The following is a 24,507-nucleotide window of genomic DNA, read 5'->3' as shown; positions in this document are numbered from 1 at the left end:
AATGCCGGACAACCCCGGCGATCCGTCCGCAACCGACCCGGAGGCCACATCACCGGAGAGCGCGGAATCGGCCGTGGCCGACGCCAAGGCGGCCGCCGACGCCGACGCCGCCGCGGAAGCCACCGCTGACGCCGAACTCGACGAGGCACTCGCCACCGTCGCCGCGGAAGAAGCGGCCGCTGACGCGGAGAACACCGGCACCGACGACACCCCGGACCTCTCGGCGGAACTCGCCGAACGGACCGAGGATCTCCAGCGGGTCACCGCCGAGTACGCCAACTACCGGCGGCGTACCGAACGTGACCGGCAGGCGGTCATCGCCTCCGCGAAGGCCTCCGTCGTCAACCAGCTGCTCGACGTCGTCGACGACCTCGATCTCGCGGAACGCCACGGTGACCTCACCGGACCGCTGAAATCCGTCAACGACAAACTCCGCGCCGTACTCACCCGGCTCGACGTCACCGAGTTCGGTGCGGAGGGCGACGACTTCGACGCGGAACGTCACGAGGCCGTCCAGGACCTCTCCGAGGGCGACGACAAGGTCATCGGAACGGTTCTGCGGCGTGGATTCGCGATGGGCGACCGTCTGCTCCGCACCGCGATGGTCATCATCACCGACCCGCGGGAGTCCGCTCCCGGGGACAGCGGTGCCGACGAGGGCGACGACACCACGGAGTGACGTGGTCGGGGCGGTGCCGACGGCACCGCCCCGGTGTCCGGCCCCCGACTCAAAGGGGAACGGACGTCCCCGGCACACAACCCCGACACACACTTGAACCCGTGCATGACGCGGAAGGAGGAGATGCCCAATGGCGGAGCGTGAATGGGCTGAAAAGAACTACTACGCGGACCTGGGTGTCTCCTCGTCCGCATCAGCCGGAGACATCAAACGGGCGTACCGCAAACTCGCCCGGGACAACCACCCCGACAACCACCCCGGTGACAAGAACGCCGAGGACCGCTTCAAACGTATCGCCGAGGCCTACGACGTCGTCGGCGACGAGAAGAAGCGCAGGGAATACGACGAGATGAAGGCCATGCTCGCGTCCGGAGGACTGCGCGGCTTCGGCGGAAACGCGGGGTCCGGCTTTCCGGGCGGGTTTCGCCAGACGCAGGCGGACTTCGACGTCTCGGATCTCTTCGGAGGAGATGGAGGATTTACTTCGGAAGGGGGTCTGGGTGATATCTTCGGTGGCCTTTTCAACCGCGGCCACGGTCCTCGCCACGCAGCTCAACCGTCGCGGGGGGCCGACGTCGAAACTGACATCACACTTGATTTCCGGGAAGCGGCGCAAGGGGCGACGATCCCCGTAGAGCTCAAGGGTCCGGCACCGTGCACGCGGTGTCACGGCTCCGGTTCCCGCTCCGGCAAGACCAGCCGCTGCGACAGCTGCAACGGCACCGGCTTCACCAACGAGAACCGGGGGGCCTTCGGGTTCTCCGCCCCGTGCACGGACTGCGGCGGCAACGGCCAGACCATCTCCGACCCCTGCGCCGACTGCTCCGGGACGGGCACCGTCAACCGCACCCGTTCCATCACCGTCCGCGTCCCCGCCGGCGTCATCGACGGACAGAGGGTACGGCTGGCGGGCCAGGGGGAGGCCGGCCCCAACGGCCGCCCCTCCGGGGACCTGTTCGTCACCGTCCACGTCCGTGGGGACAAGGTGTTCACCCGGACCGGCAGCACACTCGAGGTCGAGATCCCCGTCTCGTTCGCCGAGCTCGCGCTCGGTGACACCATCACCGTCCCCACCCTCGACGAACCGGTCCGGGTGAAGGTGCCCGCCGGGACTCCCGACGGGAGGACCCTACGGGTGCGCGGGCGGGGTATCCCGAAGCGGGACGGAACGAAGGGTGATCTCATGGTGACGGTGAAGGTCACCGTCCCGGGTGATCTCGGTCCCGCAGCGACCAGTGCACTTCGCGCCTACGCGCAGGCGGAGAAGGAATCCGGATTCGACCCCCGTGCCGACTGGGCCGGATCCGCCTAGGACAACCGGGAACCGGCCGCGACGACGGAGACGGTTCCCACCCAGGGGCGGGCCGATCCGCCCACCACGCCGAACATCCACACGAGGAGGTGAGGGAGCAATGCCGCACAGTCGACAGCGGGCGCATTCCCGTGACGGCACCTCCCCGGAACACGAAGAGGTTTTCGTCATCTCGGTGGCCGCGGAACTCGCGGGGATGCACGCGCAGACCCTCCGTACCTACGACCGCATGGGGCTCGTCACCCCGATGCGCACCAGCGGAGGGGGACGCCGCTACTCCCGCTCCGATGTCGCGCTCCTCCGGGAGATCCAGCGCCTGAGCCAGCAGGAGGGTGTGAACCTCGCCGGGATCAAGGCGATCATCGGGTTGACCCAGTCCAATGAACGTCTCCGCCGCGAGGTCGAGGCGCTGCGCTCCGACAATCAGCGGCTCAGTGACGCACTCGAACGTGAACGCAGTATGCCCCGTCGAAGCAGGGGCGAACTCGTCGAGGTCCCGGAATCCACCGCCGTCGTCATCTGGGAACCACGGCGCAAACGGAGAAAGCGCCACTCCTGAGCCGTTGAGCCACCGCGCCACCCGGACCATGTGTCCGGGTGGCGTTTTTGTTTTGGGGGTTGGACATTTTTCGCTCAAACGGGTGGAAAAACGACCGGAGAATACTGATAGGTCGATGAGAATTGCCGAAAACACCCCCGGACGGGGTATTTACAGGGCTTGCGTTGGCAAATTTTGCAGATCGTGAAGAAATGGCACGTCGCGGTCCCGTTCGGATGCCTGTCACGGTGTTGTGGCGTCGCTCACTCTGCCTGTTCCCGCTTTGAGTGATGTACAACACAGTTTGATCTGGTTAGGGTGGGGGTCACCACACGGTCGGAACCACTGATCCGCGACCCCGGGGAATGTGTCCGGTGTACGTGATCCGGCGCTCCGGCCGCCATCACCGAATGAGTCGAACAAGTGAGGAACCCCATGACTGTCTACGCCAATCCAGGAACCGAAGGCTCCATCGTCTCCGTCAGGGAGCGCTACGACAACTACATCGGTGGCGAGTGGGTGGCCCCGGCCGACGGCGAGTACCTCGACAACGTCAGCCCGGTCACGGGAGAGGTCTACACCCGTTTCGCCGCGGGCAAGGCGGCCGACATCGAGAAGGCGCTCGACGCGGCCCACGCGGCGGCCCCGGGCTGGGGGAGCACCCCGCCGGCCGAACGTGCACTGATCCTGCACCGGATCGCCGACCGCATCGAGGAACACCTCGAGGAACTCGCGGTGATCGAGACCTGGGACAACGGCAAGCCCGTACGGGAGTCCCTCGCGGCCGATCTTCCGCTGGCCGTCGATCACTTCCGCTACTTCGCCGGAGTGACCCGCACCGCGGAGGGGCGACTGTCCGAGATCGACGAGGACACCGTCGCCTACCACTTCCAGGAGCCACTCGGTGTCGTCGGGCAGATCATCCCCTGGAACTTCCCGATCCTGATGGCCACCTGGAAGCTCGCACCCGCACTCGCCGCAGGCAACTGCGTCGTCATCAAGCCCGCCGAGCAGACGCCGATCTCGATCATGCATCTCATGGAGATCATCGGTGACCTGATCCCCGCCGGTGTCGTCAACGTGGTCAACGGCCTCGGGACCGACGCGGGCGCGGCCCTGTCCGGATCGGACCGGATCGCCAAGATCGCGTTCACCGGGTCCACCGAGGTCGGACGTCTCATCAACAAGGCCGCCGCCGACAAGATCATTCCGGTCACCCTGGAGCTCGGCGGCAAGTCCCCGAACGTGTTCTTCGCCGACGTCCTCGACCGCAAGGACGAGTTCCTGGACAAGGCCGTCGAGGGAATGGCGATGTTCGCGCTCAACCAGGGTGAGGTCTGCACCTGCCCCTCCCGTGCCCTCGTGCAGGAATCCATCGTCGACGAACTCATGGAGCTCGTCGTCGCCAAGGTGGAGAAGATCCGGATGGGGAACCCGCTGGACACCTCCACCATGCTCGGCGCGCAGGCGTCCGAGGAGCAGATGCAGAAGATCACCGGTTATCTCTCGTCCGGCCCGCAGGAGGGTGCCGAGGTGCTCACCGGCGGCGGGGTCGCCGAGATCGACGGTCTGGACGGCTACTACATCCAGCCGACGATCTTCCGGGGGGACAACTCCATGTCCTGCTTCCGGGAGGAGATCTTCGGCCCGGTCCTCGGTGTCACGACCTTCACGGACTTCGATGACGCGATGCGTATCGCCAACGACACCAACTACGGTCTCGGTGCCGGTGTCTGGACGCGTGACACGAACACCGCCTACCGTGCGGGCCGCGCCATCCAGGCGGGTCGTGTGTGGGTGAACAACTACCACTCCTACCCGGCGCACGCCGCGTTCGGCGGATACAAGGAGTCCGGTATCGGGCGGGAGAACCACGCCATGATGATGTCGCACTACACCCGTACCAAGAACATGCTGGTGTCCTACGGCACCAGTCCCACCGGGCTCTTCTGATCCCGTGACGCCCGGTGGTCGGTGACCGCCCGGCGTCCCAGCCACATTCTCCGGTCAGGTTCGTACGGTGCTTTTCGCGCCGGGCGACCTGGACGGAGGCATGTCACCCCAGTATTGAAAATAATTGCCAAATGGCTTTTTCGCAAGTTCATCCCCCAAGGAGGAGATTTCCATGACCACCACACCCGAGAAGTTCACCGCCGCCGTCGTCGACGAGTTCGGCCCCGACGTCACGATCCGCGAGGTCGATCTCCCGGAACCGGGACGCAACCAGGCGCTGGTCAAGCTCCAGGCCTCCGGTATCTGCCACACCGACCTGCACGCCGCAGAAGGGGACTGGCCGGTCAAGCCGCCGCTGCCCTTCGTGCCCGGACACGAGGGTGTCGGCGAGGTGGTGAAGCTGGGCCCCGGTGAGCACGACGTGGAACTCGGCGACATCGTCGGCAACGTCTGGCTCTGGTCCGCCTGCGGAACCTGTGAACAGTGCCGCACCGGCTGGGAGACCCTGTGCAACGAGGCCGAGTACGGCGGCTACACCGTCGACGGTTCCTTCGGCGAGTACATGCTCGTCGACACCCGCTACTGCGCCCGCATCCCGGACGGGTCCGATCCGCTCGAGGTCGCCCCGATCCTGTGCGCCGGTGTCACCGTCTACAAGGGACTGAAGATGACCGAGACCCGACCGGGCCAGTACGTGGTCATCTCGGGTGTCGGCGGTCTCGGACACATCGCCGTCCAGTACGCCGTCGCGATGGGTATGCGCGTCATCGCCGTCGACATCGCCGACGAGAAGCTCGAACTGGCCAGGAAGCACGGAGCCGAGTTCACCATCAACGCCAGGGAACAGGATCCGGCCGAGGCGGTCATGGAGTTCACCGGCACCGGTGCCCACGGCGTGCTGGTCACCGCTGTCCATGAGGCGGCGTTCGGCCAGGCCATCAACATGGCACGCAAGGGCGGCACCATCGTGTTCAACGGTCTGCCCCCGGGAGAGTTCCCCGCCCGTATCTTCGACATCGTCTTCAAGGCCCTCACCATCCGTGGCTCCCTCGTCGGTACCCGACAGGATCTGGAGGAGGCCCTGGACTTCTACGCACGCGGCCTCATCAAGCCGACCGTCGCCGAGTGCAAGGTCGATGACGTCAACAGTGTCTTCGAGGATCTGCGCAAGGGCAGGATCGACGGGCGCATGGCCATCCGCTACTAGGTGGCCGCCACCCCGGTGAACGGTCGTCACCGGCTCCCGGGTGGCACCTGACCCGCCATGGCCCCGTTTCCCGGTGTCGGGGAACGGGGCACCGTCACGCCGGCACCCCGGTACGGACGCGGGGCATATCCTCAGCGGTGCTGCATGTCCCGCAGTACACCGAGGACACTCTCCTCGGTGAAGTAGCCACTGTGACCACCGGTGGAAGGCACCACCTCGGCCCCGAAGGCGGGATCCGCCGGATCCGGCCCGTGCCATCCCCACCGCTCCGAGACCAGCAGGCCGACCGGGTCCCAGGTGCCCCGGGACGCGGCGATCCGGCCGTCGGGGGACCTCAGCCTGAGATCGTCCACGGTGGCGGCACCGGTCCCCGGGCTGCCGAGGAACATGATGTTGTCGGCGTCGAGCCCACCGTTCTCCCCCGAGGCGGCCATCCCGACGAGCAGTGACCCGTAACTGTGGGCCACCACCGACTGGACGACCCCGGGCCCGCACCGTTCGGACAGCGAGTGCATGAACGTCCGGAACGCCACGGCCCCGAGTTCCGCCGGGATGCCCCCGGCGCCGTCCACCAGCGTCTCCGGTGCCTCGTACCCGTTCCACACGATGACCGCCCCACCGAGTTCCCGCTGCAGTTCCCGGCCCCGCTCCAGCACTCCCGGAACCTCTCCGGGAGTGGCCGACGTGACACCGGACACCATCGTCGTCACCGAGGAGGCACTGTCGATGTCGCCGAAAGCGGCGACGAGATGGCGGTCGCCGGTCTCCAGGACGACCATCCCCGGAAACTCCCCGGTCAACGCCGCCAACTCCGGTGAGGTATCCCGCATGTTGATCCGGTGTAGCTCCGCCGCGGACAGATCCCCGGTCGCCGGGAGAGGCATCCCCGGGGGAGAGGGGGTGTACAGGTCGTTCAGCGTCTCGACGCACCTCCTGCGGTCCTCGTTGAACTGTCCCGGGGACAGGAATGTCTCGAGGCGTCTGCTGCAGTGCCGGTCGAGGAGGATCCCCTCCCGTTTTATCGCGTCCACCGCGTCATTGAGGACGTCCGCCACCGTGAACCCCGCTTCCGTCCGGGCGACGAACCTGCCGTCACGGACGGAGAGCCCCAGCACGACAGCTTCCCGCAGGATCCGGTCGAGTTCGGCCTCCAGCGTCGCCTGCGCCTCCGCCACCCGTAAAAGAACTGACGCGGTGCCCGTGATGAGTTCGGCCGCGGTCCTCCGGAGAACGGCCGTGTCCTCCTCCCTTCTCCTCGCGGCGGAGAAGGCGGAACCGTGCAGACCCAGGTGCGTGGACAGCGTCCACTGACGTCGGTCGGTGTCACAGGCGTGGGCGACCGCTCGTCCGCTCCGGCCCAGGTCGGTGCCGGCGGCGTGGAGCGTCATCGAATCCGGGAGTGTCAGCACCGTGTCACGCACCGTCGTCGCCCCGGAGGTCACCGGCGACGTCCCCGTCGGCGGCGCGGAGACGGGTCGCGAGATGCCGGACACCGGATCGGATGTCACCGATCTGGGTGTCCGTCCGGTCGAGCAGGGCGGACCAGGAGAACACCAGTCTGGAGAGTGTCGCCCCGGTCCGTGATCCCGGGGGAAGCTCCGGGAAGACGGTGCGGGGACTCTCGCGGGACAGGAGGGGACGCACCGCGTCCCCGGAGAACATGATCCGGTTCACGGAGGGATTCCTTTCATCCGGGGCCCGATCGGGGATTGCCGACACCCAGGATCGGCGAATCCGCCGGGCCCGTGTCCCCGGCGTCCGTGTGCCTGTGCACAACGTTGCCTTTCCACGGTCACTCCACGGCGGTGGCCGGGAACCGGCGCGGAAATCCGGGCGGATGTGACCCGGAGCCCCTATCGTGGACTCCATGCGAGTAGCCCTGGTCCAGATGCAGTCCACCGCCGAGGTCGCGGACAACCTCGACGCCGTCCTCCGGCACATCCGCACCGCGGCGGGGGACGGCGCGGAACTCGTCGTCTTCCCGGAGGCGACGATGCGGGCATTCGGGACGGGACGCCTCGACACCGTCGCGGAACCGATCGACGGCCCGTTCGCCACGGCGGTGCGTGAGCTCGCCGAGGAACTCGGGGTCACGGTGGTCGTCGGCATGTTCACACCCGCCGACACCGTCGAGGTCGACGGAAAGACCGTCAACCGGGTGTACAACACCGCGCTGCTGACCGGTGGTGGACACCACCTCGGGTACGACAAGATCCACTGCTACGACGCCTTCGGTTTCCGCGAGTCGGACACCGTCTGTCCGGGGGAGGAACTGGTCACGGTGGAGATCGGGGGCCTCACGGTGGGCCTCGCGATCTGCTACGACGTCCGTTTCCCCGACCAGTTCACCGCTCTCGCGGAGAATGAGGGGGCGGACGTGATCGTCCTGCCGACCTCGTGGTCGGACGGGCCGGGGAAACTGCGGCAGTGGCGGTTGCTCACCGGGGCCCGCGCGCTCGACTCGACCTGTTACGTGCTCGCCGCAGGCCAGGCCAGGCCCGGCGGGGAGGACTCCGCGGGGGAGAACGACGGGCCGACCGGGATCGGACACTCGGCGGTCATCGGCCCGGACGGCCTGTGCATCGTCGAGGCAGGCTACGGCGAGGACATCATCCACGCCGACATCGACGCGGCGACGGTGGAGGAGACGCGCAGGTCCATCCCGGTGCTCGGCGTGCGACGGCGGTTCTGACCCTCACGCCGGATTGTGCCGGATGTTCTCCGCCGGTGTTCCCGCCGCCCGCAGTGCGGCCGCGACGTCCGCCACGACGGCGTCGGGCCCCGCGATGAGCACATCCCTGTCCTCCCAGGTGCCGTAACCGGGAACGATCTCGGCGAGCGTCCCCGTCTGCTGCATGTGCAGGCCGCGGGGCGCCGACGAGAACGCGGTCGGGCGCACCCACCAGGGATCACTCTCCCGCACGACCACAGGGGTGACCGACAACCAGGGGACACCGGCGACGAGTTCCCAGAGTCCCCGGAGGTCGTACAGTTCACCCGGACTGTCCGCCCCGAAGAACAGGTGGGTCCGACGGCCACCTGACCCGCTCATCACCATGTCCAGGAGAATCGCCCGCAGAGGGGCGAGACCGGTGGAATGCGCGATCATCAGGATGTCCCGTGACCCGTCCACCGACATGCGGCCGAGGGGTGCGCCGATCCGCCAACGGTCACCTGGCTGGGGCGTCGCGAGGAGACGCCCCGTGGTGTCGTCCCGGTCCGCGAAGACGTGGAACTCCACCTGGCCGACGTCATTGGCGGGAATGGCCGGGGACAGGTCCCGCCACAGCCCGCGGGTGGTGGTGTCGCTCGTGACCGGCAGATACTGTCCCGCCGCATAGGGGACGGGGGTGTCGGCCAGCAGCCGCACGACGGAAACCCGGGCGCAACGTCGTTCGACCTCGACGACCTCCGCCGTCCGGGAATCCGGGACCCCGGCGGCGTCCTCGACGGCAGCCGCCTCCGCCATCACCCCGAAGCACTCGGCGAGGGCGGTGTCGGCACCGGTGACCAGTTCGGGCGGCAGATTCGAGATGATCCGCCCGAGTTCCCCACGGGATACGCGGGCGAGCGTCCCGTAGTGTGCGGTGGGCATCCGGAAACGGCGGTTCTCCCGCCCGAGCTGAGCGAGAATCGTGCGGACCTGGTCCGGGAGCGCCCCGTCGACGGGGGTGCGTGTCAGGGTCCAGGCGAGAACCGTGGGCAGATCCGCGTGGACGTCGTGACTGTCGACGGGAAAAAGCTGCCGGTCGGTGGGGTGCTCCCGGAAAAACCGCGCGTTGACCCGCTCGCGGAAGCTGTCCGCGTGGATGCGCAGCCGGATCGCCACCGGCTTCAGGTTCTCATGGTGCACAAGGGACATTCTGCCCCAGAAAACACGTGTTCCCCGTACCGGTCACCCGTTTTCGGTGGGGACCCGGGGTACGGGGAGACGTGGGGGATGGCCTAGTAGTACTCGCCCTGGCGGTAATCCCAGCTCAGGAAGAACTCGGACAGGTTGTTCATGATGCGGTCGCCGTCCAGGCCGTTGCGGATCAGGACCGGGCACGGTGTCACGGAACGCTCACCCTTCTGCTCGGGCACGAGATTGCCGTCCTTGTCCACCAGGGACACCATGACGCCCTGCTCGTGGCGGGAGTCCTCGTCCTTGTCCGGCTGGATGGACGCCACGTAGTCATCGGCGGCGACGATGTAGTCCGCCTTGGACTCGATGCGCTCACCGATGAACGCGACCTGGCCCCGGTTGCCGATGCCGGAGGGGTTGGCGGAGGAGGCGAAGGTCACCTTGCCCTGCTCCCAGTTCTTCGCCGCGATCTGCTCGGCGGGACGGCCGAAGCGGATGACGAAGCAGCTGGTGCCGCGACCGTCGCGGGCCAACTCGCGCACCGTCTCGTCGGGCATCTTCTCGATGGCGTCCTCGCGCCAGGGCAGGATGCAGCCCAGCAGGATGTCCTGCTCCCAGTGGCGCTCGTAGAAGGCGATGATCTCGTCGTTGACCTGTGCCAGGGCCTTCAGCTCGTCGATGTTCGCGCACAGAACGACGGCGGGTTTGTTGCGCTTGCGCTGCTTGGCGTCGAACTTGCGCTCCAGGCCCTCACCGTCGGTGGCCATCAGGATGTAGCCGACCTTGGTGGCGCAGACGATGAGGCCGCCGTCGGCGGAGATCGCCTCGAAGGCTTCGGGGATGACCTCTCCGGTCCACTGGGTCTTGGGCGTTGCTTCAGCCATGTTCGGTGTGTCCTTTCTCCGGGTCACTGCGACGGGTGCGACGCTGATCGCGCCGTGGCGCTGTTTCAATATGTGGAATGTAATTCCTACTATATGGGATCGGTGACCGTCTGGCAACGTGCGGGTCAATGAGGGGTGTGTGCCGTGCCCTGTCCCGGTGGCCGCCAATGACCGCCCCGGCGCAAAGTTGAGTCTTCGACTATAAAGGTGGCGAGCCGAAAAAAGTTTGGGTTGAGTGGAACAGACTCAACCTGTGTGACGTTGTACGGAGTAAAAGACCGGTCCCCGTAACAGGAACAGGGGCGACCGGCGACAGAACAGCTCACGACAAAACGACACGGAAGAAGAAGGGACAGACGGAGAACATGAGTTCTTTCACCCCCACCACCAAGACCCAGGAGGCGATGCAGGCAGCCCTGCAGGCCGCCTCCGCCAACGGCAACCCGGACATCCGGCCCGCCCACCTGCTCGTCGCCATCCTCGACCAGGCCGACGGCATCGCCGCCCCGGTCCTCAAGGCCGCGGGCACCGACCCCGACGCCGTCCTCGCCGAGGCGAGGAACCTCGTCGCCGGCTACCCCAAGGCGCAGGGCGCGAACCTGGCGAACCCCAACTTCAACCGGGACGCCCTCAACGCGCTCACCGCCGCCCAGGAGCTCGCCGGGGAACTCGGCGACGAATACGTCTCCACCGAGGTACTGCTCGCCGGAATCGCCCGCGGTGCCGGCGAGGCCGCCGACCTGCTGAAGAAGCACGGCGCGACCTACGACGCCATCAAGGGCGCGTTCACCACCGTGCGCGGCTCCACCAAGGTCACCACCGAAGACCCCGAGGGCCAGTTCCAGGCCCTGGAGAAGTACTCCACCGACCTGACGAAACTCGCCCGCGAAGGCAAGATCGACCCCGTCATCGGACGCGACTCCGAGATCCGCCGCGTCGTGCAGGTCCTGTCCCGCCGCACCAAGAACAACCCGGTGCTCATCGGCGAACCCGGCGTGGGCAAGACCGCCATCGTCGAGGGCCTGGCCCGCCGCGTCGTCGCCGGTGACGTCCCCGAATCCCTGCGCGGCAAAACCCTCATCAGCCTCGACCTGGGCTCCATGGTCGCCGGCGCGAAGTACCGGGGCGAGTTCGAGGAACGCCTCAAGGCGGTGCTCGACGAGATCAAGAACTCCGACGGCCAGATCATCACCTTCATCGACGAGCTGCACACCATCGTCGGCGCCGGAGCCACCGGCGACTCCGCCATGGACGCCGGCAACATGATCAAACCGATGCTCGCCCGGGGTGAACTGCGCCTCGTGGGTGCCACCACCCTCGAGGAGTACCGCAAGTACGTGGAGAAGGACGCCGCACTCGAGCGCCGCTTCCAGCAGGTCTACGTCGGCGAACCCTCCGTCGAGGACGCCATCGGCATCCTGCGCGGCCTGAAGGAACGCTACGAGGTGCACCACGGCGTCCGCATCCAGGACTCCGCCCTCGTCGCCGCCGCGACCCTGTCCGACCGGTACATCACCTCCCGCTTCCTCCCCGACAAGGCCATCGACCTCGTCGACGAGGCCGCGTCCCGCCTGCGCATGGAGATCGACTCCTCCCCGCAGGAGATCGACGCCCTCGAACGCGTCGTCCGCCGACTCGAGATCGAGGAGATGGCCCTGTCCAAGGAGAAGGACGCCGCCTCCAAGGACCGGCTGGACAAGCTCCGCCAGGAACTCGCCGACGAACGCGAGAAACTGAACGAGCTGAAGGCCCGCTGGACCAACGAGAAGTCCGCCATCGACAAGGTCCGCGGCGCGAAGGAGGAACTGGAGCGCCTGCGCCAGGAATCCGAGATCGCCGAACGCGACGGCGACTACGGCCGCGTCGCCGAACTGCGCTACGGCCGCATCCCCGAACTGGAGAAGGAGGTCGCCGAAGCGGAGAAGAGCGTCGACAACCCCGGCGAGAACCAGCTGCTCACCGAGGAGGTCACCCCCGACGTCATCGCCGAAGTCGTGTCCGCCTGGACCGGCATCCCCGCAGGCAAGATGATGCAGGGCGAGACCGAGAAACTCCTCGCCATGGAGAGTGTCCTGGAGAACCGCGTCGTCGGCCAGCCCGAAGCCGTCGAAGCCGTCAGCGACGCCGTGCGCCGCTCCCGCGCCGGGGTCGCCGACCCGAACCGGCCCACCGGCTCCTTCCTCTTCCTCGGCCCCACCGGCGTCGGCAAGACGGAGCTGGCGAAATCGCTGGCCGAGTTCCTCTTCGACGACGAACGCGCCATGGTCCGCATCGACATGTCCGAGTACGGCGAGAAGCACTCCGTCGCCAGGCTCGTCGGCGCACCCCCCGGATACGTCGGCTACGACGCCGGCGGCCAGCTCACCGAAGCCGTCCGCCGCCGCCCCTACACCGTCGTCCTGTTCGACGAGGTGGAGAAGGCGCACCCGGACGTGTTCGACGTGCTGCTCCAGGTCCTCGACGAAGGCCGGCTGACCGACGGCCAGGGCCGCACCGTCGACTTCCGCAACACGCTGCTGATCCTCACCTCCAACCTCGGTGCGGGGGGCACGAAGGAACAGATGATGGACGCGGTGAAGCACGCCTTCAAACCCGAGTTCATCAACCGCCTCGACGACGTGGTCACGTTCAACCGACTCTCGGAGGAACAGCTCACCCACATCGTGGAGATCCAGGTCCGGCAGCTCGCCGCACGACTCGCCGCCCGCCGCCTCGTCCTCGAGGTCGACGACCCGGCGAAGGCGTGGCTCGCCGAACGCGGCTACGACCCGGCCTACGGTGCCCGCCCGCTGCGCCGCCTGATCCAGCAGGCGATCGGCGACCAGCTGGCGAAGGAACTCCTCGCCGGCACCATCGTTGACGGCGACACCGTACAGGTCACCCTCGCCGAGGACGGCGAGAAGCTGGACATCGCCCCGGTCCGCTGACCGCAGCGTCATGCGTGATGCCCCGCCGCCCCACAGGGGACGGCGGGTATCGGTGTGTCCGGGGTCGGTGCCCCGACAGTCCCTCTGTCCCGCTGCGTGATCCGACCAGCTAACGGAGTTTGCCGTGGTCGGTTGTGCAACGGATATGAAGGAGAACTGGCACGCCGCACATGGGGGCGTCTGCGCGGAGATTCAAGCCGTTTCAGAGGGGAAATGTAGGACCGGAGGATTCTTATGTCGGAACATCTACCCTAGAGTTCATGGGAGAAAAAGACGCGGCGAATAACGCCGCGAGAGTAGGTGCACGGAAGGCTGTGGACTCCCGCGAGGACTTCTGGAGTTTCCGCGGGATACCTGAGGATCACCCGAGGGTGATCCGGGGGGCTCATCTGGATGGTCGCCATGTTGTTCCGGGTGGTGCTGCTACCGTTCCGGCTGGTGATCTGGCTGCTGGAGCACCCCGACGTTCGCGGTGAAGAAGCGGACGCGAAGGTGCCGCATAAAACGGCCGACCGCAGCGGTACCGAACCTTCCGAAGGTATCCCCAGGTGGCGGACACTGGGGGACAGGCAGCAGATCGTCACCATTCTCGTCTTCATCACTCTCCCGCTGGCTCTCGTCGGGGAGGGCTGGGGCAAGCTCTGGGTAAAGCTCAGCGAGGGGTCTTGGCGGCAGTGGATGCTCATCGGGTTTGCCGTGGTGGTGGTCCTGGTGTGGTTGAGTGTCTGGTTCACGGAACGCATCCCCGAGGAAACACGTGAACCGGCAGACACACACCCGGGTACGACTGCACCGGTGAAGAAGGTGTCGTTCCCGGAACTTCTCTTCGTGCTTCTGGCGGTCCTCGCTCTCGCCGCGGGACTGCGGGCGATACTGGTCTCGGACCTCGAAAAGACGGTGCAGCTGGCTGCGGGCTTCTTCGCCGCAGGAGGCGTGGCTCTCTCTGTCTGGGCCACCCAACGCCGTTCCATCGAGCAGTAGGAGCGGGAGGACAGGCGACAGAACGACCGACTGGAATCCGAGTCACTGCGGGAGAGTCGGCAACTCTCCGTTCAGCAGCGCATGGACATGTCGAAGAAGCTGCAGACCTCCATTGATCATCTGTCCAAGGACAGTGAAGTCGTGCGCGCAGCCGCAATCTCCGAGTTGATGTTCCAGATCGACGACTGGAACGCCCTCATAGAAGGAGAATGCACGGAGATTTCATCCAGGAAACCCGACGACATGAAGCAGCGCTTGGAACAGCTCAGAGCCGAAGGTCTGCGCCGGAGACAGGAGCTCTTCGACCTGGCGATGAAAGACTACGTTCGGGCACCCAGGGCTCTCCTGGAGATTCATCGAGTGAGAATGCTGGAACAAATGTGAAACGAGATCTCCAGGAGGGGATCATCGCCGCTCGCCGGAAGGGGTTGAAATCCGCCCAGAAGGGATCGTTCGATGGGGTGAACTTTGAGGGAGTCAGACTCCCGGATCTGCCTGTTGATGGCAGACCTGTGTCGGGGGATACGGACAAAAAAGGAAAGCAGATTCGCGAGAAGACTTGGACGGCCCGTCTGAGGGGTGCTGATTTGGAGTCTGCCCATTTGGAGGGGGCAATGCTGCAGCTCGCGAACCTGGAGGGGGCGGATCTGTGGCGTGCGAACCTGGAGGGGGCGGAGCTGACGGGCGCGAACCTGAGGGGGGCGGAGCTCTCCTACAAGAATAACGATGGATCGTTGTATATGCCCTGTACCTTCGACGAAAACACTCAATGGCAGGACGCCACCTACAGCCCTTCCACGGTGTTCCCCGAGGGCTTCGATCCGGAGGCTCACGGCATGGAACTGGTCGATGATCCGGAACCGGAGGAGACCCCGGAGGGGAACGACTAGCGCTCTGGCGGCGACTCCCGCAGTCTAAGCGCCGCGCCCACGATCAGGGAGAGTTCCGCCCCTCCACCCGTCGTACCCCGTACCTCACTATTCCGGCTCGTACGCTGGTCCGTCTTCACCTCCGTGCCCCATCCCCCAACGTCGGAACTTGACTATCCTGGGGCGCATGAGCCTGCTTATCACGCCCACGGAACTCGCTGATGGAATGAAAACCGGAATGAAGACGACACTGCTGGCGTCGATGTGGTTACCCGGCCCGGAGGACGCCGGGTTCCAGTATTACCGGGGTAAGCACATCCCGAACTCGATTTTCTGTGACCCGGCGCGTGCGTTGACGTCCGCACCGTCGAGTAAGGCGGGGCGGAATCCGTTGCCGGATCCGGCGATTCTCCAGATGTGGTTCGAGCGGTGGGGTCTGAATGACAAGCATCGTGTCGTCGTCTATGACGGTGGTCGTGGGTTGATGGGGGCACGTGCGTGGTGGATTCTCACGTGGGCGGGTGTACCGGATGTTCAGATTCTCGACGGTGGTCTCGCGGCGTGGATCAGGGAGGGGCACCGGCATGCCGGTGGTCCGGGGAATCTGCCGCAGAAGTGCACTCTTGAGGTGAATCCCGGTCAGTTGCCGGTGGCGACGATCGATGAGGTGAAGGACTTCGACGGTCTGCTTCTCGACGTGCGGGAGGAGAACCGGTTCAAGGGCCGTAAGGAGCGCCTGGATCTGAAGGCCGGGCACATTCCGGGGGCGGTGAACCTGCCGGCCGGTCGTCTGACGAACGAGGACAACACGTTCCGTACGCCTGAGGAGATCCGTGCGGAGTTGGAGTCGGTGGGTGTGGATGATCCGTCGAAGGTGATCATCTATTCGGGTTCCGGTCTGCATTCCTCGTTGGCTGTCGCGGCGATGCATTATGCCGGTATGCCGGGGGCGGCGGTGTACATCGGTGGTTGGTCGCAGTGGTGTGCGACTCCGTCGAATCCGGTGGCGACTGGGGTCTGACTCTCATCTTGGTGGACCGCGGAGTTGCCGACGGAGGGCACAGTTACATCGAGAAGAGATCTCTGATGGTGAGCAATTGTTGCGAGTGCTCACGCACCCATGTCGTTCGAAAAACTGTGAGTGCCAGCCTTCGAGATACGGCTCACATATTGTCGTGAAATTAGTTTCCTGATCTATCTGGTTAAGCATCTCCGGATATAGCGGATGTTTCTGGGAAATAGAATTATAAGTTTCCTTTTCATCTGCTGAAAACGTTTTTTGGAAGCTGTGCCCGACGGATAGACGTGGTTCAGATCAGAGATATGGGCAAAATGCCTGAATGCGTCGAAGGAATCTGGAGGGGTGTCGGCCTCATCGTGATGGGACCTGTCGTCGCTACTTCTGTCGGTGAGCAGACTGTTCGCTGGGATGAGGTCCGGTTTGCGAGCCGAGGTCTTCATGGATGCTCGGTGGTGACTGATACTGGTCTCGGACGAACCGATCTGCCGCTCTATCGTATTTCAGTCAACCACGGAGCGTTCGTCCAGTGCAGTCCGAGCGGTCCGGTCCAGTTCATCCGGATGCATGAAAATCCGGTTGGTGGGGCCGTTATTGGCGGATGACGATGATTGATGTGCATCAAGTATCTCTTTTAGTTTGATTCGATCTCGGAACAAGTCGGCTGGTGCCGGTGTGTAAGGTTGAAAGAGCTGAAAAAAGGGGTGTGGGCGCTGAACCACTGCCAGACGCGGCCTCAGGGATCAAAGATGAGGATTGATCGTTTCGAGGCAAGGTAAAAACTCTGAACCGGGGTATCGGGGAGTCTTCGTCCTGTCGTTTGCGTGTGCATCTGCCTCACGGACAGGTAGCTCCTCAACGGTGTGACGTTGTGTCATCGGAACCTTCAACCTACGAGCTTCGGGGTGGGGTAAAGCCATTCCGGTACGTCATCGGGGCGGGTGTCTGGTGTGGGGGAGGCTGACGTTAGGTCGGCTCCTGGGGAGTGGGCAGTGGGCACAGGCAACGCCGGAGAAAAACACCATTGTGTGGAGCGGTGGCCTCCATGCAACTGTCCATCCTCATGTTTGACTGCACTGGTGCGGTTGACATCCCTGATGTTCCGCGAAGAAACCCGCTCAAGGGATCCGCGCCGAAGACCGTTCAATCTACGGGTATCTGAGGTCTATCTCAGTTCCTACCTATCCTGAAGCCTTGACTCCTGATATTCTAAACGCGAAATCTAACCCGATTTAGAAGGTTTGACCGAGGTCGGGGCGTGCTTCTACATGAAAAGGCGAAGATAAATGAAATCTCTTTCAATAAAACCAGGTTGGGGGGGAGGGCGTACGGAGGCGCCGAGCAGGTTTATCCCGTTGGTTGTTCGCGCGAGCGCGCTGATCTGCGTGGCGTTCCTCATCGTTTCCATGGTTTCAGTGGTTCTGAGTCCCGAGGCTGTCGGTCAGAGTGGTTCCCCTGAGGAGTCGACACTCACTGAAGAGTCAGTGTCCCCCGACGCGGAAAGTGGCGAAACCGCCGACCCGGTGGTCGAAGGTGAAGAAAGCGCCGATCCGGTGGTCGAAGGTGGCGAAACCGCTGACCCGGTGTTGGAGGGTGCGGAGGTCCCATCTCTCGGCGAGGGTGATGACCGCTCTCAGTCTCTCGTTGCAGACGCTAACGATCTTGACGATTTGGGCTCCGAACAGTATTATATACGACCCGTTTTTAATCGTACAGCTACGGGTACCGGCCATGGCGGGTCGAGTGGATGTGTGCTCAATTCCGGGGCGGACATTCCGTTCCAGGGGGGTGATGACTCCGCGGAAGATGATGTTGTCTGTACCCGCGACTGGGTCAAATACAATATTGAGCTTTCGGTCAAAACCAAGCCTGTCGAACCGGAGGACTTTACCGTTGTCCTGGATCTCTGGACTTACGACATACCTTTCCTGAACGGTCGCTATGCCAGTACGGATACCAACCGAGAAATAATTACACAGTACGGACTCGAGCCTAATGCCGATGTTGCTGTTTCAAAAGGATTCTCTGACTTCTGCACGTCACGCGCTGGACAGTGGTCGACTGTGCGGAAAATCGTCAAGGTCGGCGAAAAATATGTCCCCGCCTGTACCTTCACTCCAGATGCCGGACTTGATCTCGCCTACAAGCAGAGTTTGTCGGCTCTTGCAGATATAAAAAATACTTCTTTGAGTGAAGCCCGTGTATACGTCGTACGGGGGAATATTGAAGACAAGTACGGGACGAATGATAGTCGCGTGCCGGTTATCTCCGGCGTGGAGCCCACGGTCGCTCAAGGTTATAACGTCGTCGGTGTCGCCGATATAGATTTCTATGTGGAAGAGCATGGCGAACAAAAGAAAACTATTGCGCGGATTGATGGCAAGGATTACATCGGAAAGCCGTATAGTTTGCAATATTATGCGAAAAAAAGGGGCGTCGGCTCCTATGATAAGGGCTCATTGTACATAGAGCGTCCGGCGGGGGAACCTCAGAAGATTCCGATTACCATTGAGGGGGCCCCTGAAGGAAGTTTCGTGACTTCGGACCCGACGGGACAGACTGTTCAGGATATCAGTTTTCAAGGTCGTACTGGGCATGAATATCCCCTGCGGCTTAATGGTGCAACGGATGGTCCCCTGCCCTTTTTCGTCTTTTATCCAGCTGATTCGGTAGAAGAGAATCTTGGCAGCTCGTTCACCTACCGAGTGAAAAAAGAGCTCGGGACCATCAGTACTGTTGGTGGTCCGCTGGTAAATGGGGGGGATGCTGAGATTGGTAGTGGTGAGGACTGCGACTTCGATACCTCATCAATCGGCGGGTATGATCCCGGGGACAATGGACAGGGCGACGCTCCGAAGAACAATAACTGTGGGGTGTCAAGAATTGAGCGATACGTGGCCGGAGACTTGCTCAGAAAACAAGTCTCCGGAATTGGAGTAGCCGGCTATGAGTATATCGATGATGACGGTGTAAAACAGAGGATTGACGGGATCACTCAGGGGGGACAGATACACGCAACAATATGGGTGGAGCCGGTTCCGGGTGACCGCAATGTTGAGATCTGTGACGTATGGGATCCTGCCGAGCAACGTCTGTTGTATGAATATGGTGGAAGCTACGTCTCTGTCGAGACCCCGGGCTACGGGGAAGGCATTTCCGAAGACCGTGCTGTACACGGACGAAATTTCACCACCCTATATTCTTCTCAGTATAATTCGGATACCGGCTGTGGAGTTCCTGGTTCCACTGAGGGTTGGGAGGATGAACCGGAAAATGTTCCTGGCGGCAAATTTGCTGTCAGTGCGGTAAAGGTTGTGTCAAAGAACCCGGTTACTTTTGTAAAGGGTGGGCTCTTGGCACTCATGTTTACCCCGGCCGAGGGTATGGATGAGCGGGTCAACAAGTTTGGTTTTTCAGAGCCTGCCTATGATCATGCATACATCAACCTGGATAACCCCGACGAATTTCAGGGTCCCGCATCCGCATCCTATCGTTATGTAAGTCCTTTTATTGTGGGGCAAAATGAGTTCAGTTCTGGTTTCAGTGATCCCAACTCGAACCTGACGGCCGGTAGGTCCTTTAATTGGTCTCTCATTCCCTACTATCAGCAGTACGGGTTTTCGGATGATTACCTTATGTCCACTTCCTTCTTTGCGAAGTTTGATGCCTGTCTAGACGTTTCAGGAGCTGTGGTTAAAGCTCGGAAAGCTAGGGGGAGTGGAATTTATCCCGAAAATGAGGTCGATGAGCGTTGGGAGATCAATATTGATAGAGGTGAAGATATCGGGGAAGTCGGCTGTGCAGATGATGAACCAATTACTGTGACCGCGTCACTGCGAGAACCTATCCCGTTCTCCGAGGCTGCTGTAGGTTACCTGTCTGTCAATGGCCAGGTATCCCCACTTGTAAAGGCTGATGAGGTTCATGTGGGGGCCAAGTTCTCCTGGAGTTATCGCAACGGTCAGGGGGACCTTGTGGAAAAGGAGAATTTCGAAAGATACTTCGGTACTGGTGTTTCGTCGAATGGACTGGCTATTTATACGAAACCGGTAAATTACGTGAAGAGCCTTTCAGCGTCGAAGACGGTCGATAAAGAGTCTGTTGATCTGGATGAGTCATTTTCCTGGACTCTTGGATTCCGCAACACCTTTGATGGGCCGGTGCGTGGGGTGCGTTGGATTGATGTCCTGCCTTTCGATGGAGATGACCGAGGAACCGACACGTCGGGGAGGGTTTCTCTCTCCGACATAAATGCTTCCGACAAGCTCGCGGTCGAGTACACCAGAAGAACTCCCCGCGACATTGTCAACGATCCTGACGACCCGACGAATCTTCCCGGTGGTTCGACGAAGTGGTGCGCCGATCTCACCTCCGGTGATCCGAATTGTCCGAGTTCACTTGAGGAGGTCACCGCGGTACGGATGAGTGCCGATTTTGACCCCGGTGAGCTTCTGACGTTCAAGATGACGGCCTCAGTAGTCGGTGGAACCAACGGGGACGAGCTTGTGAATCGGTCGTCGGTGGGCAAGTCACTGGAGGAGGGGCAACTCAAGGCTCCTGTTCCCGCGCCTGATCCTGTCAGGACCAGGCTTGTGGCCGCCACGATCGAGGGGCATGTTTATCTCGATAAAGACGGTTCCGGTTACCAGGATTACGATGAAGATGATTACGAGAATGCGACCGTGACGTTGGTGAACAGTGCGGGTGACGTTGTGTTAACCAAACAAACCGATTCCGAAGGTAACTACGCGTTCAGTCAGCTTTCCCCGGGTACCTACACGGTGAAGATCGACGTTCCTGACGGTATGTACCTGAAGCGGTCCGGTCCGGATCCCGCGAATCAGGGTAAGAACACGGTCGAGAATTTGGTCATTCCGGAGGGGGATCCAATCACGATCGGTGAAATCGATTTCGGTTTGGTTGATCCGCAACCTTCGCTGATTGTTCAGAAGGTGATCCACAATGAGGCCACCGACAATTATGAAAAGAGTGTCGAACGCAGTGTGGGGGAGACCGTTTCTTTCTATGTCGCTGTCTTTAATGACGGCACCGCCGATCTGACGGACGTTAAACTGGTTGATGACTGGGACGGTGGGGATTTTGATCTGTCCTGCCAGGTTATGGCTGCGGGTGGGGCCGCTGGCGAGGGGGATCACGGTAGTCCTCTTTCTGATGAGGGTGGTGTTTTGTCGCCGAATCAGGGGTTCCTGTGTACCGGTGAGTATGTGGTTACTGAGGCGGATGTTGCTGCGGGTACGTCGTTGACTAATACGGCGTCTGCTACGGCGATGTATGGCGGTGAGGTTGTTCAGGGGCCGAGTGATTCGGTTGTTGTTGAGCTGGTGACGTCTGCGGGGTTTGATTTCACGAAGTCTGTTGTTGATGGGAAGGATTTCTATGTTCCCGGTGAGGTTGTTTCGTATGAGTTGAAGGTCTCTAATACTGGTGATGTCACGTTGAAGGATGTGCGGGTTGATGATCCGTTGGTCAGTGATGCCGGTGGGGAGATTTCGTGTAATGACGGTGATGGTGTTGTTGCTCCGGGTGATTCTCTGACGTGCACTGTGGCGTATACCGTTGGTGATGGTGATGTCGGGGAGGATGGTGTCGGTGTCGTTTCGAATGTTGCGACTGCTCATGCGACTCCCGTGAACGGGGAGGCTTTCGAGCCGAAGCGTGGTGAGGTGTCGGTGGATGTCCGTAAGGCGGGCATTGCTGTTGTCAAGACTGCTGATGCGTCGGAGCCTGTCGGGGTTGATGGTGAGGTTTCCTACGGCTTTACGGTCACCAACAGTGGTACTGCTCCGCTGGATGGGGTGAGGTTGTCTGATCCGATGCTTGAGGCCAGGGGGGTTGGTGTCGAGTGTGGTGATCGTGGGCAGTTGACCGGTGAGGGTGTTCGCCTTGATGCCGGTGAGGTTGTCTCGTGTTCGGCCACGGTGCAGGTTGGTCAGGATGATCTGGATCTGGCTGATGGTGGGCAGTTGGTCAATGAGGTCACTGTCAGTGGTGAGGTTCACGGTCTGCGGGTTGAGGCGTCGGATGAGGTGACGACGGCGCTTGATGTTCGGGCTGGTGTTGCTCTGGATAAGAAGGTTGCCGAACCTGAGCGTCGGTACACTCCGGGGTCTGAGGTGTCGTATTCGTTTGATGTCCGTAACACCGGGGCGGTCACGTTGACTGATGTTGAGGTGAGTGATCCGATGCTGCGTAATGTCCGGTGTTCCGGGACTGATGTGGCGCCGGGTGCGGTGTTGGAGTGCACCGCGGATCCCTTCATGGTCGATGAGGAGATCGCTGACAGGGGTGTGCTGGTTAATACGGCTACTGTGCGTGCGCAGACACGTGACGGTCGGTCGGTGGAGGCCTCTGACAGTGTTGAGGTTGCTACGGGTTCGCCGGGTCTGGTGATCACGAAGAGCGCGTCGACGACGGGTCCTGTGGAAGCGGGGGACATGATCACCTGGGAGATTCGGGTGCGCAATAACGGGACCACTCCGGTTGAGAAGGTTCGGTTGAGTGATCCGATGTTCGGTGAAGGTGAGCTGAGCTGTGATGTCGATGGTGTCGTCGGGCCGGATGGTGCGACGTTGGGTGTTGGTGAGCAGGTGGTCTGTACCGCGGAGACTGTGGTGAGTCAGGCTGATGTTGATGCGGAGACCGAGGTTGTCAATACCGCGACGGTCACCGGTGAGTTCGGGGATTTCAAGATTGGTGAGTTGACCGCGACGGCGACGGCTCCGGTGAGTTCCCGGTCGGGGTTGACTGTGGCCAAGAGTGTCGTCGGATATGAGCCGGGGATGGTGTACCGGGTGGGTGATGAGATCACCTACAGGTTTGTGGTGACCAATACCGGTGCGGTGTCGTTGCGTGATATCGAGGTGGTTGATGAGCAGCTCAGGAAGGCCGGGGTTGAGGTGGTCTGTGATAATTCCACGCCGCTTGAGCCGGGTGCTACCCGTGAGTGCACCTCCGGTGTCTACACCGTGACTCAGGATCAGGCTGCTGCGGGTTCTGTTGATAATGCCGCGACAGTCAACGGGGTTACTTTGACCAGGGGGTCGGGTGTGACTTCGGAGGAGGATCAGGTGTCGGTTCCGGCTGCTGATCCGCGTCTGGTGGTCACTAAAACTGCTGATCCGGTTGGTCCTGTTGGTTCCGGGGAGACGGTGAGTTTCACTGTTTCTGTTCGGAATGAGGGCAATACGGCGGTTGACGGGGTGAAGGTCAGTGATCCTTGGCTTCGTGGTCGTGGTACGGAGCTGGATTGTGGTGTGACCGGGGAGGGTTCGTCTCTTCAGGTCGGTGAGAGCCTTGTCTGTACGGCGGAGATCACCGTCAATGATTCCGATGTCGTCGGTGGTGGTGTGCTTGTGAACACCGCGACGGCGGAGGGTGTTGTCGGTGGCAGGGTTGTCCGGGGCAATGAAGCGTCCGTGAGTGTTGAGCTCAAGCGGGATGCGGCGATTGCCGTGACCAAGGATGTTGTTGATGGTGAGAGGGTCTACCGGGTTGGTGAGTCTGTCGTCTTCGGTTACACGGTGACCAATGGTGGCAGGGTTGAGTTGAGTGGTGTGACGCTTACCGATGAATCCGTTTCGGGGATTGATTGTCCTGATGTCAGGCTTGCTCCGGGTGCGTCGATGACGTGTAGGTCGCAGCCTCATGTTGTGACCGGGTCGGATGCGGATGCGGGTCGTTACGGTGGGCCGGTGACGGTTGTCGCGACGATTCCTGATGATATGGATCCCGGTCGGGAGGATCGGACGGTTTCTGCGACTGATTCTGCTGAGGTGACGGTGGAGAAGGATGATTCCGGTGTCACCGGTTCGACCGGTGGTGGGGCGATCATTCCGATTCCGGTTCCGGTTCCGGGTGGTGGTCCGGTTGGTGATGGGCAGGATCCGGTTGTTTCCGGTGTGCCGGAGCCCGGGTCGGATGTTCCGTCGGATGGTCCTGTGAAGGGTCATGGTGGCGAGGATGGTTCGGTCGCTGATGGTGAGGTGCCGTCTGTGGATCGGGTTCCTGAGCGGTTGCCGGTGACTGGTGCCAATGTGCTGGTTGCTGTCGGTGTTGGTCTGGTGCTTGCGCTGGCTGGTTTTGGTCTGGTGTTCGCGGTCCGACGCCGTAGGGATGAGTAGCCGGTAGGGTTCTTCCGGTTCTGGCCCGCCCGCCTTCTAGTTGGAGGTGTGGCGGGTCAGGTCTTTGTGTGGGGTGTGTGTCGGGGGTGCACCGAACCACAAACGTGGGATCGAATTGTGGTGGCCTGTGTCTTATACCCGTAATACCCCTTGG

The 24,507-nt window shown here is 62.5% G+C and carries 16 protein-coding genes; 12 read left to right on the top strand and 4 right to left on the bottom strand.

Going from position 1 to position 24,507, the window contains the following annotated elements; all coding sequences use genetic code 11:
* Nucleotide 1: 1 nt before the first annotated feature.
* From grpE to adhP, 5 genes are all read left to right on the top strand, one after another.
* Entirely contained in the window at nucleotides 2–679 is a 678-nt protein-coding gene (grpE, locus tag JIM94_RS09625) for a nucleotide exchange factor GrpE (RefSeq protein WP_200254709.1), read from the top strand.
* A 130-nt stretch (nucleotides 680–809) separates the two neighbouring features.
* Entirely contained in the window at nucleotides 810–1,991 is a 1,182-nt protein-coding gene (gene dnaJ / locus JIM94_RS09620) for a molecular chaperone DnaJ (RefSeq protein WP_200254574.1), read from the top strand.
* Between the two features lie 100 nt (nucleotides 1,992–2,091).
* Nucleotides 2,092–2,550, top strand: coding sequence for a heat shock protein transcriptional repressor HspR (locus tag JIM94_RS09615; protein ID WP_200254572.1), 459 nt, complete (start codon nucleotides 2,092–2,094; stop codon nucleotides 2,548–2,550).
* A 414-nt stretch (nucleotides 2,551–2,964) separates the two neighbouring features.
* The gene (gene exaC, locus JIM94_RS09610; RefSeq protein WP_200254570.1) at nucleotides 2,965–4,482 is read left to right on the top strand and encodes an acetaldehyde dehydrogenase ExaC; all 1,518 of its coding nucleotides are present in this window, start codon (nucleotides 2,965–2,967) and stop codon (nucleotides 4,480–4,482) included.
* Nucleotides 4,483–4,654: 172 nt separating this feature from the next.
* The gene (adhP, locus tag JIM94_RS09605; RefSeq protein WP_200254567.1) at nucleotides 4,655–5,689 is read left to right on the top strand and encodes an alcohol dehydrogenase AdhP; all 1,035 of its coding nucleotides are present in this window, start codon (nucleotides 4,655–4,657) and stop codon (nucleotides 5,687–5,689) included.
* A 131-nt stretch (nucleotides 5,690–5,820) separates the two neighbouring features.
* Here adhP and JIM94_RS09600 read toward each other — a convergent pair whose 3' ends face one another.
* Nucleotides 5,821–7,077 carry an alpha/beta hydrolase gene (locus tag JIM94_RS09600; RefSeq protein ID WP_200254565.1) on the bottom strand — a complete coding sequence of 419 codons (1,257 nt, stop codon included), beginning with the start codon at nucleotides 7,075–7,077 and terminating at the stop codon, nucleotides 5,821–5,823.
* Between the two features lie 25 nt (nucleotides 7,078–7,102).
* On the bottom strand, nucleotides 7,103–7,363 hold the full coding sequence (locus JIM94_RS09595; protein WP_200254563.1) for a hypothetical protein: 261 nt from the start codon (nucleotides 7,361–7,363) through the stop codon (nucleotides 7,103–7,105).
* Nucleotides 7,364–7,556: 193 nt separating this feature from the next.
* On the opposite strand from JIM94_RS09595, the gene JIM94_RS09590 reads away from it, so the two are divergent.
* Complete coding sequence (locus tag JIM94_RS09590; protein ID WP_200254561.1) at nucleotides 7,557–8,381, top strand: carbon-nitrogen hydrolase family protein; 825 nt, start codon at nucleotides 7,557–7,559, stop codon at nucleotides 8,379–8,381.
* A 3-nt stretch (nucleotides 8,382–8,384) separates the two neighbouring features.
* Here the strand turns inward: JIM94_RS09590 and JIM94_RS09585 are convergent, their stop codons facing one another.
* Nucleotides 8,385–9,542, bottom strand: a complete 1,158-nt coding sequence (locus tag JIM94_RS09585) for an FAD-binding oxidoreductase (RefSeq protein ID WP_200254559.1) — start codon at nucleotides 9,540–9,542, stop codon at nucleotides 8,385–8,387.
* 92 nt (nucleotides 9,543–9,634) lie between these two features.
* The gene (locus JIM94_RS09580) at nucleotides 9,635–10,417 is read right to left on the bottom strand and encodes an L-threonylcarbamoyladenylate synthase (protein WP_200254556.1); all 783 of its coding nucleotides are present in this window, start codon (nucleotides 10,415–10,417) and stop codon (nucleotides 9,635–9,637) included.
* A 365-nt stretch (nucleotides 10,418–10,782) separates the two neighbouring features.
* Between JIM94_RS09580 and clpB the strand changes: the two genes are divergently transcribed.
* The 6 genes from clpB (at nucleotide 10,783) to JIM94_RS09550 (ending at nucleotide 24,353) form a co-directional block, all read left to right on the top strand.
* A complete protein-coding gene (gene clpB / locus JIM94_RS09575; RefSeq protein WP_200254554.1) occupies nucleotides 10,783–13,344 on the top strand; it encodes an ATP-dependent chaperone ClpB in 2,562 nt (853 codons plus the stop codon).
* 438 nt (nucleotides 13,345–13,782) lie between these two features.
* Nucleotides 13,783–14,325, top strand: coding sequence for a hypothetical protein (locus JIM94_RS09570; protein ID WP_200254552.1), 543 nt, complete (start codon nucleotides 13,783–13,785; stop codon nucleotides 14,323–14,325).
* 81 nt (nucleotides 14,326–14,406) lie between these two features.
* On the top strand, nucleotides 14,407–14,709 hold the full coding sequence (locus tag JIM94_RS09565; protein WP_248168469.1) for a hypothetical protein: 303 nt from the start codon (nucleotides 14,407–14,409) through the stop codon (nucleotides 14,707–14,709).
* A complete protein-coding gene (locus tag JIM94_RS11425; RefSeq protein ID WP_336296543.1) occupies nucleotides 14,706–15,215 on the top strand; it encodes a pentapeptide repeat-containing protein in 510 nt (169 codons plus the stop codon). Before JIM94_RS09565 ends, JIM94_RS11425 begins: the two co-directional genes overlap by 4 nt.
* A 166-nt stretch (nucleotides 15,216–15,381) precedes the next feature.
* Nucleotides 15,382–16,215, top strand: coding sequence for a sulfurtransferase (locus JIM94_RS09555; RefSeq protein ID WP_200254548.1), 834 nt, complete (start codon nucleotides 15,382–15,384; stop codon nucleotides 16,213–16,215).
* A 1,283-nt stretch (nucleotides 16,216–17,498) separates the two neighbouring features.
* The gene (locus JIM94_RS09550) at nucleotides 17,499–24,353 is read left to right on the top strand and encodes a DUF7507 domain-containing protein (RefSeq protein WP_248703011.1); all 6,855 of its coding nucleotides are present in this window, start codon (nucleotides 17,499–17,501) and stop codon (nucleotides 24,351–24,353) included.
* Nucleotides 24,354–24,507 lie beyond the last annotated feature (154 nt).

The sequence above is a fragment of the Corynebacterium pygosceleis genome (genome assembly GCF_016595275.2).
GTDB classification, from domain to species: Bacteria; Actinomycetota; Actinomycetes; order Mycobacteriales; family Mycobacteriaceae; genus Corynebacterium; species Corynebacterium pygosceleis.
The sequence above is the reverse complement of the archived record's forward strand: the minus strand, read 5'-3'. Positions and strand labels throughout refer to the sequence as shown.

Coding starts and splice junctions, on each gene's coding strand:
- adhP (WP_200254567.1), top strand. CDS start 4,655: ATGACCACCACACCCGAGAAGTTCACCGCCGCCGTCGTCGACGAGTTC.
- dnaJ (WP_200254574.1), top strand. CDS start 810: ATGGCGGAGCGTGAATGGGCTGAAAAGAACTACTACGCGGACCTGGGT.
- grpE (WP_200254709.1), top strand. CDS start 2: ATGCCGGACAACCCCGGCGATCCGTCCGCAACCGACCCGGAGGCCACA.
- clpB (WP_200254554.1), top strand. CDS start 10,783: ATGAGTTCTTTCACCCCCACCACCAAGACCCAGGAGGCGATGCAGGCA.
- JIM94_RS09555 (WP_200254548.1), top strand. CDS start 15,382: ATGAGCCTGCTTATCACGCCCACGGAACTCGCTGATGGAATGAAAACC.
- JIM94_RS09590 (WP_200254561.1), top strand. CDS start 7,557: ATGCGAGTAGCCCTGGTCCAGATGCAGTCCACCGCCGAGGTCGCGGAC.
- JIM94_RS09615 (WP_200254572.1), top strand. CDS start 2,092: ATGCCGCACAGTCGACAGCGGGCGCATTCCCGTGACGGCACCTCCCCG.
- JIM94_RS09550 (WP_248703011.1), top strand. CDS start 17,499: ATGAAATCTCTTTCAATAAAACCAGGTTGGGGGGGAGGGCGTACGGAG.
- JIM94_RS09600 (WP_200254565.1), bottom strand. CDS start 7,077: ATGACGCTCCACGCCGCCGGCACCGACCTGGGCCGGAGCGGACGAGCG.
- JIM94_RS09565 (WP_248168469.1), top strand. CDS start 14,407: ATGGACATGTCGAAGAAGCTGCAGACCTCCATTGATCATCTGTCCAAG.
- JIM94_RS09580 (WP_200254556.1), bottom strand. CDS start 10,417: ATGGCTGAAGCAACGCCCAAGACCCAGTGGACCGGAGAGGTCATCCCC.
- exaC (WP_200254570.1), top strand. CDS start 2,965: ATGACTGTCTACGCCAATCCAGGAACCGAAGGCTCCATCGTCTCCGTC.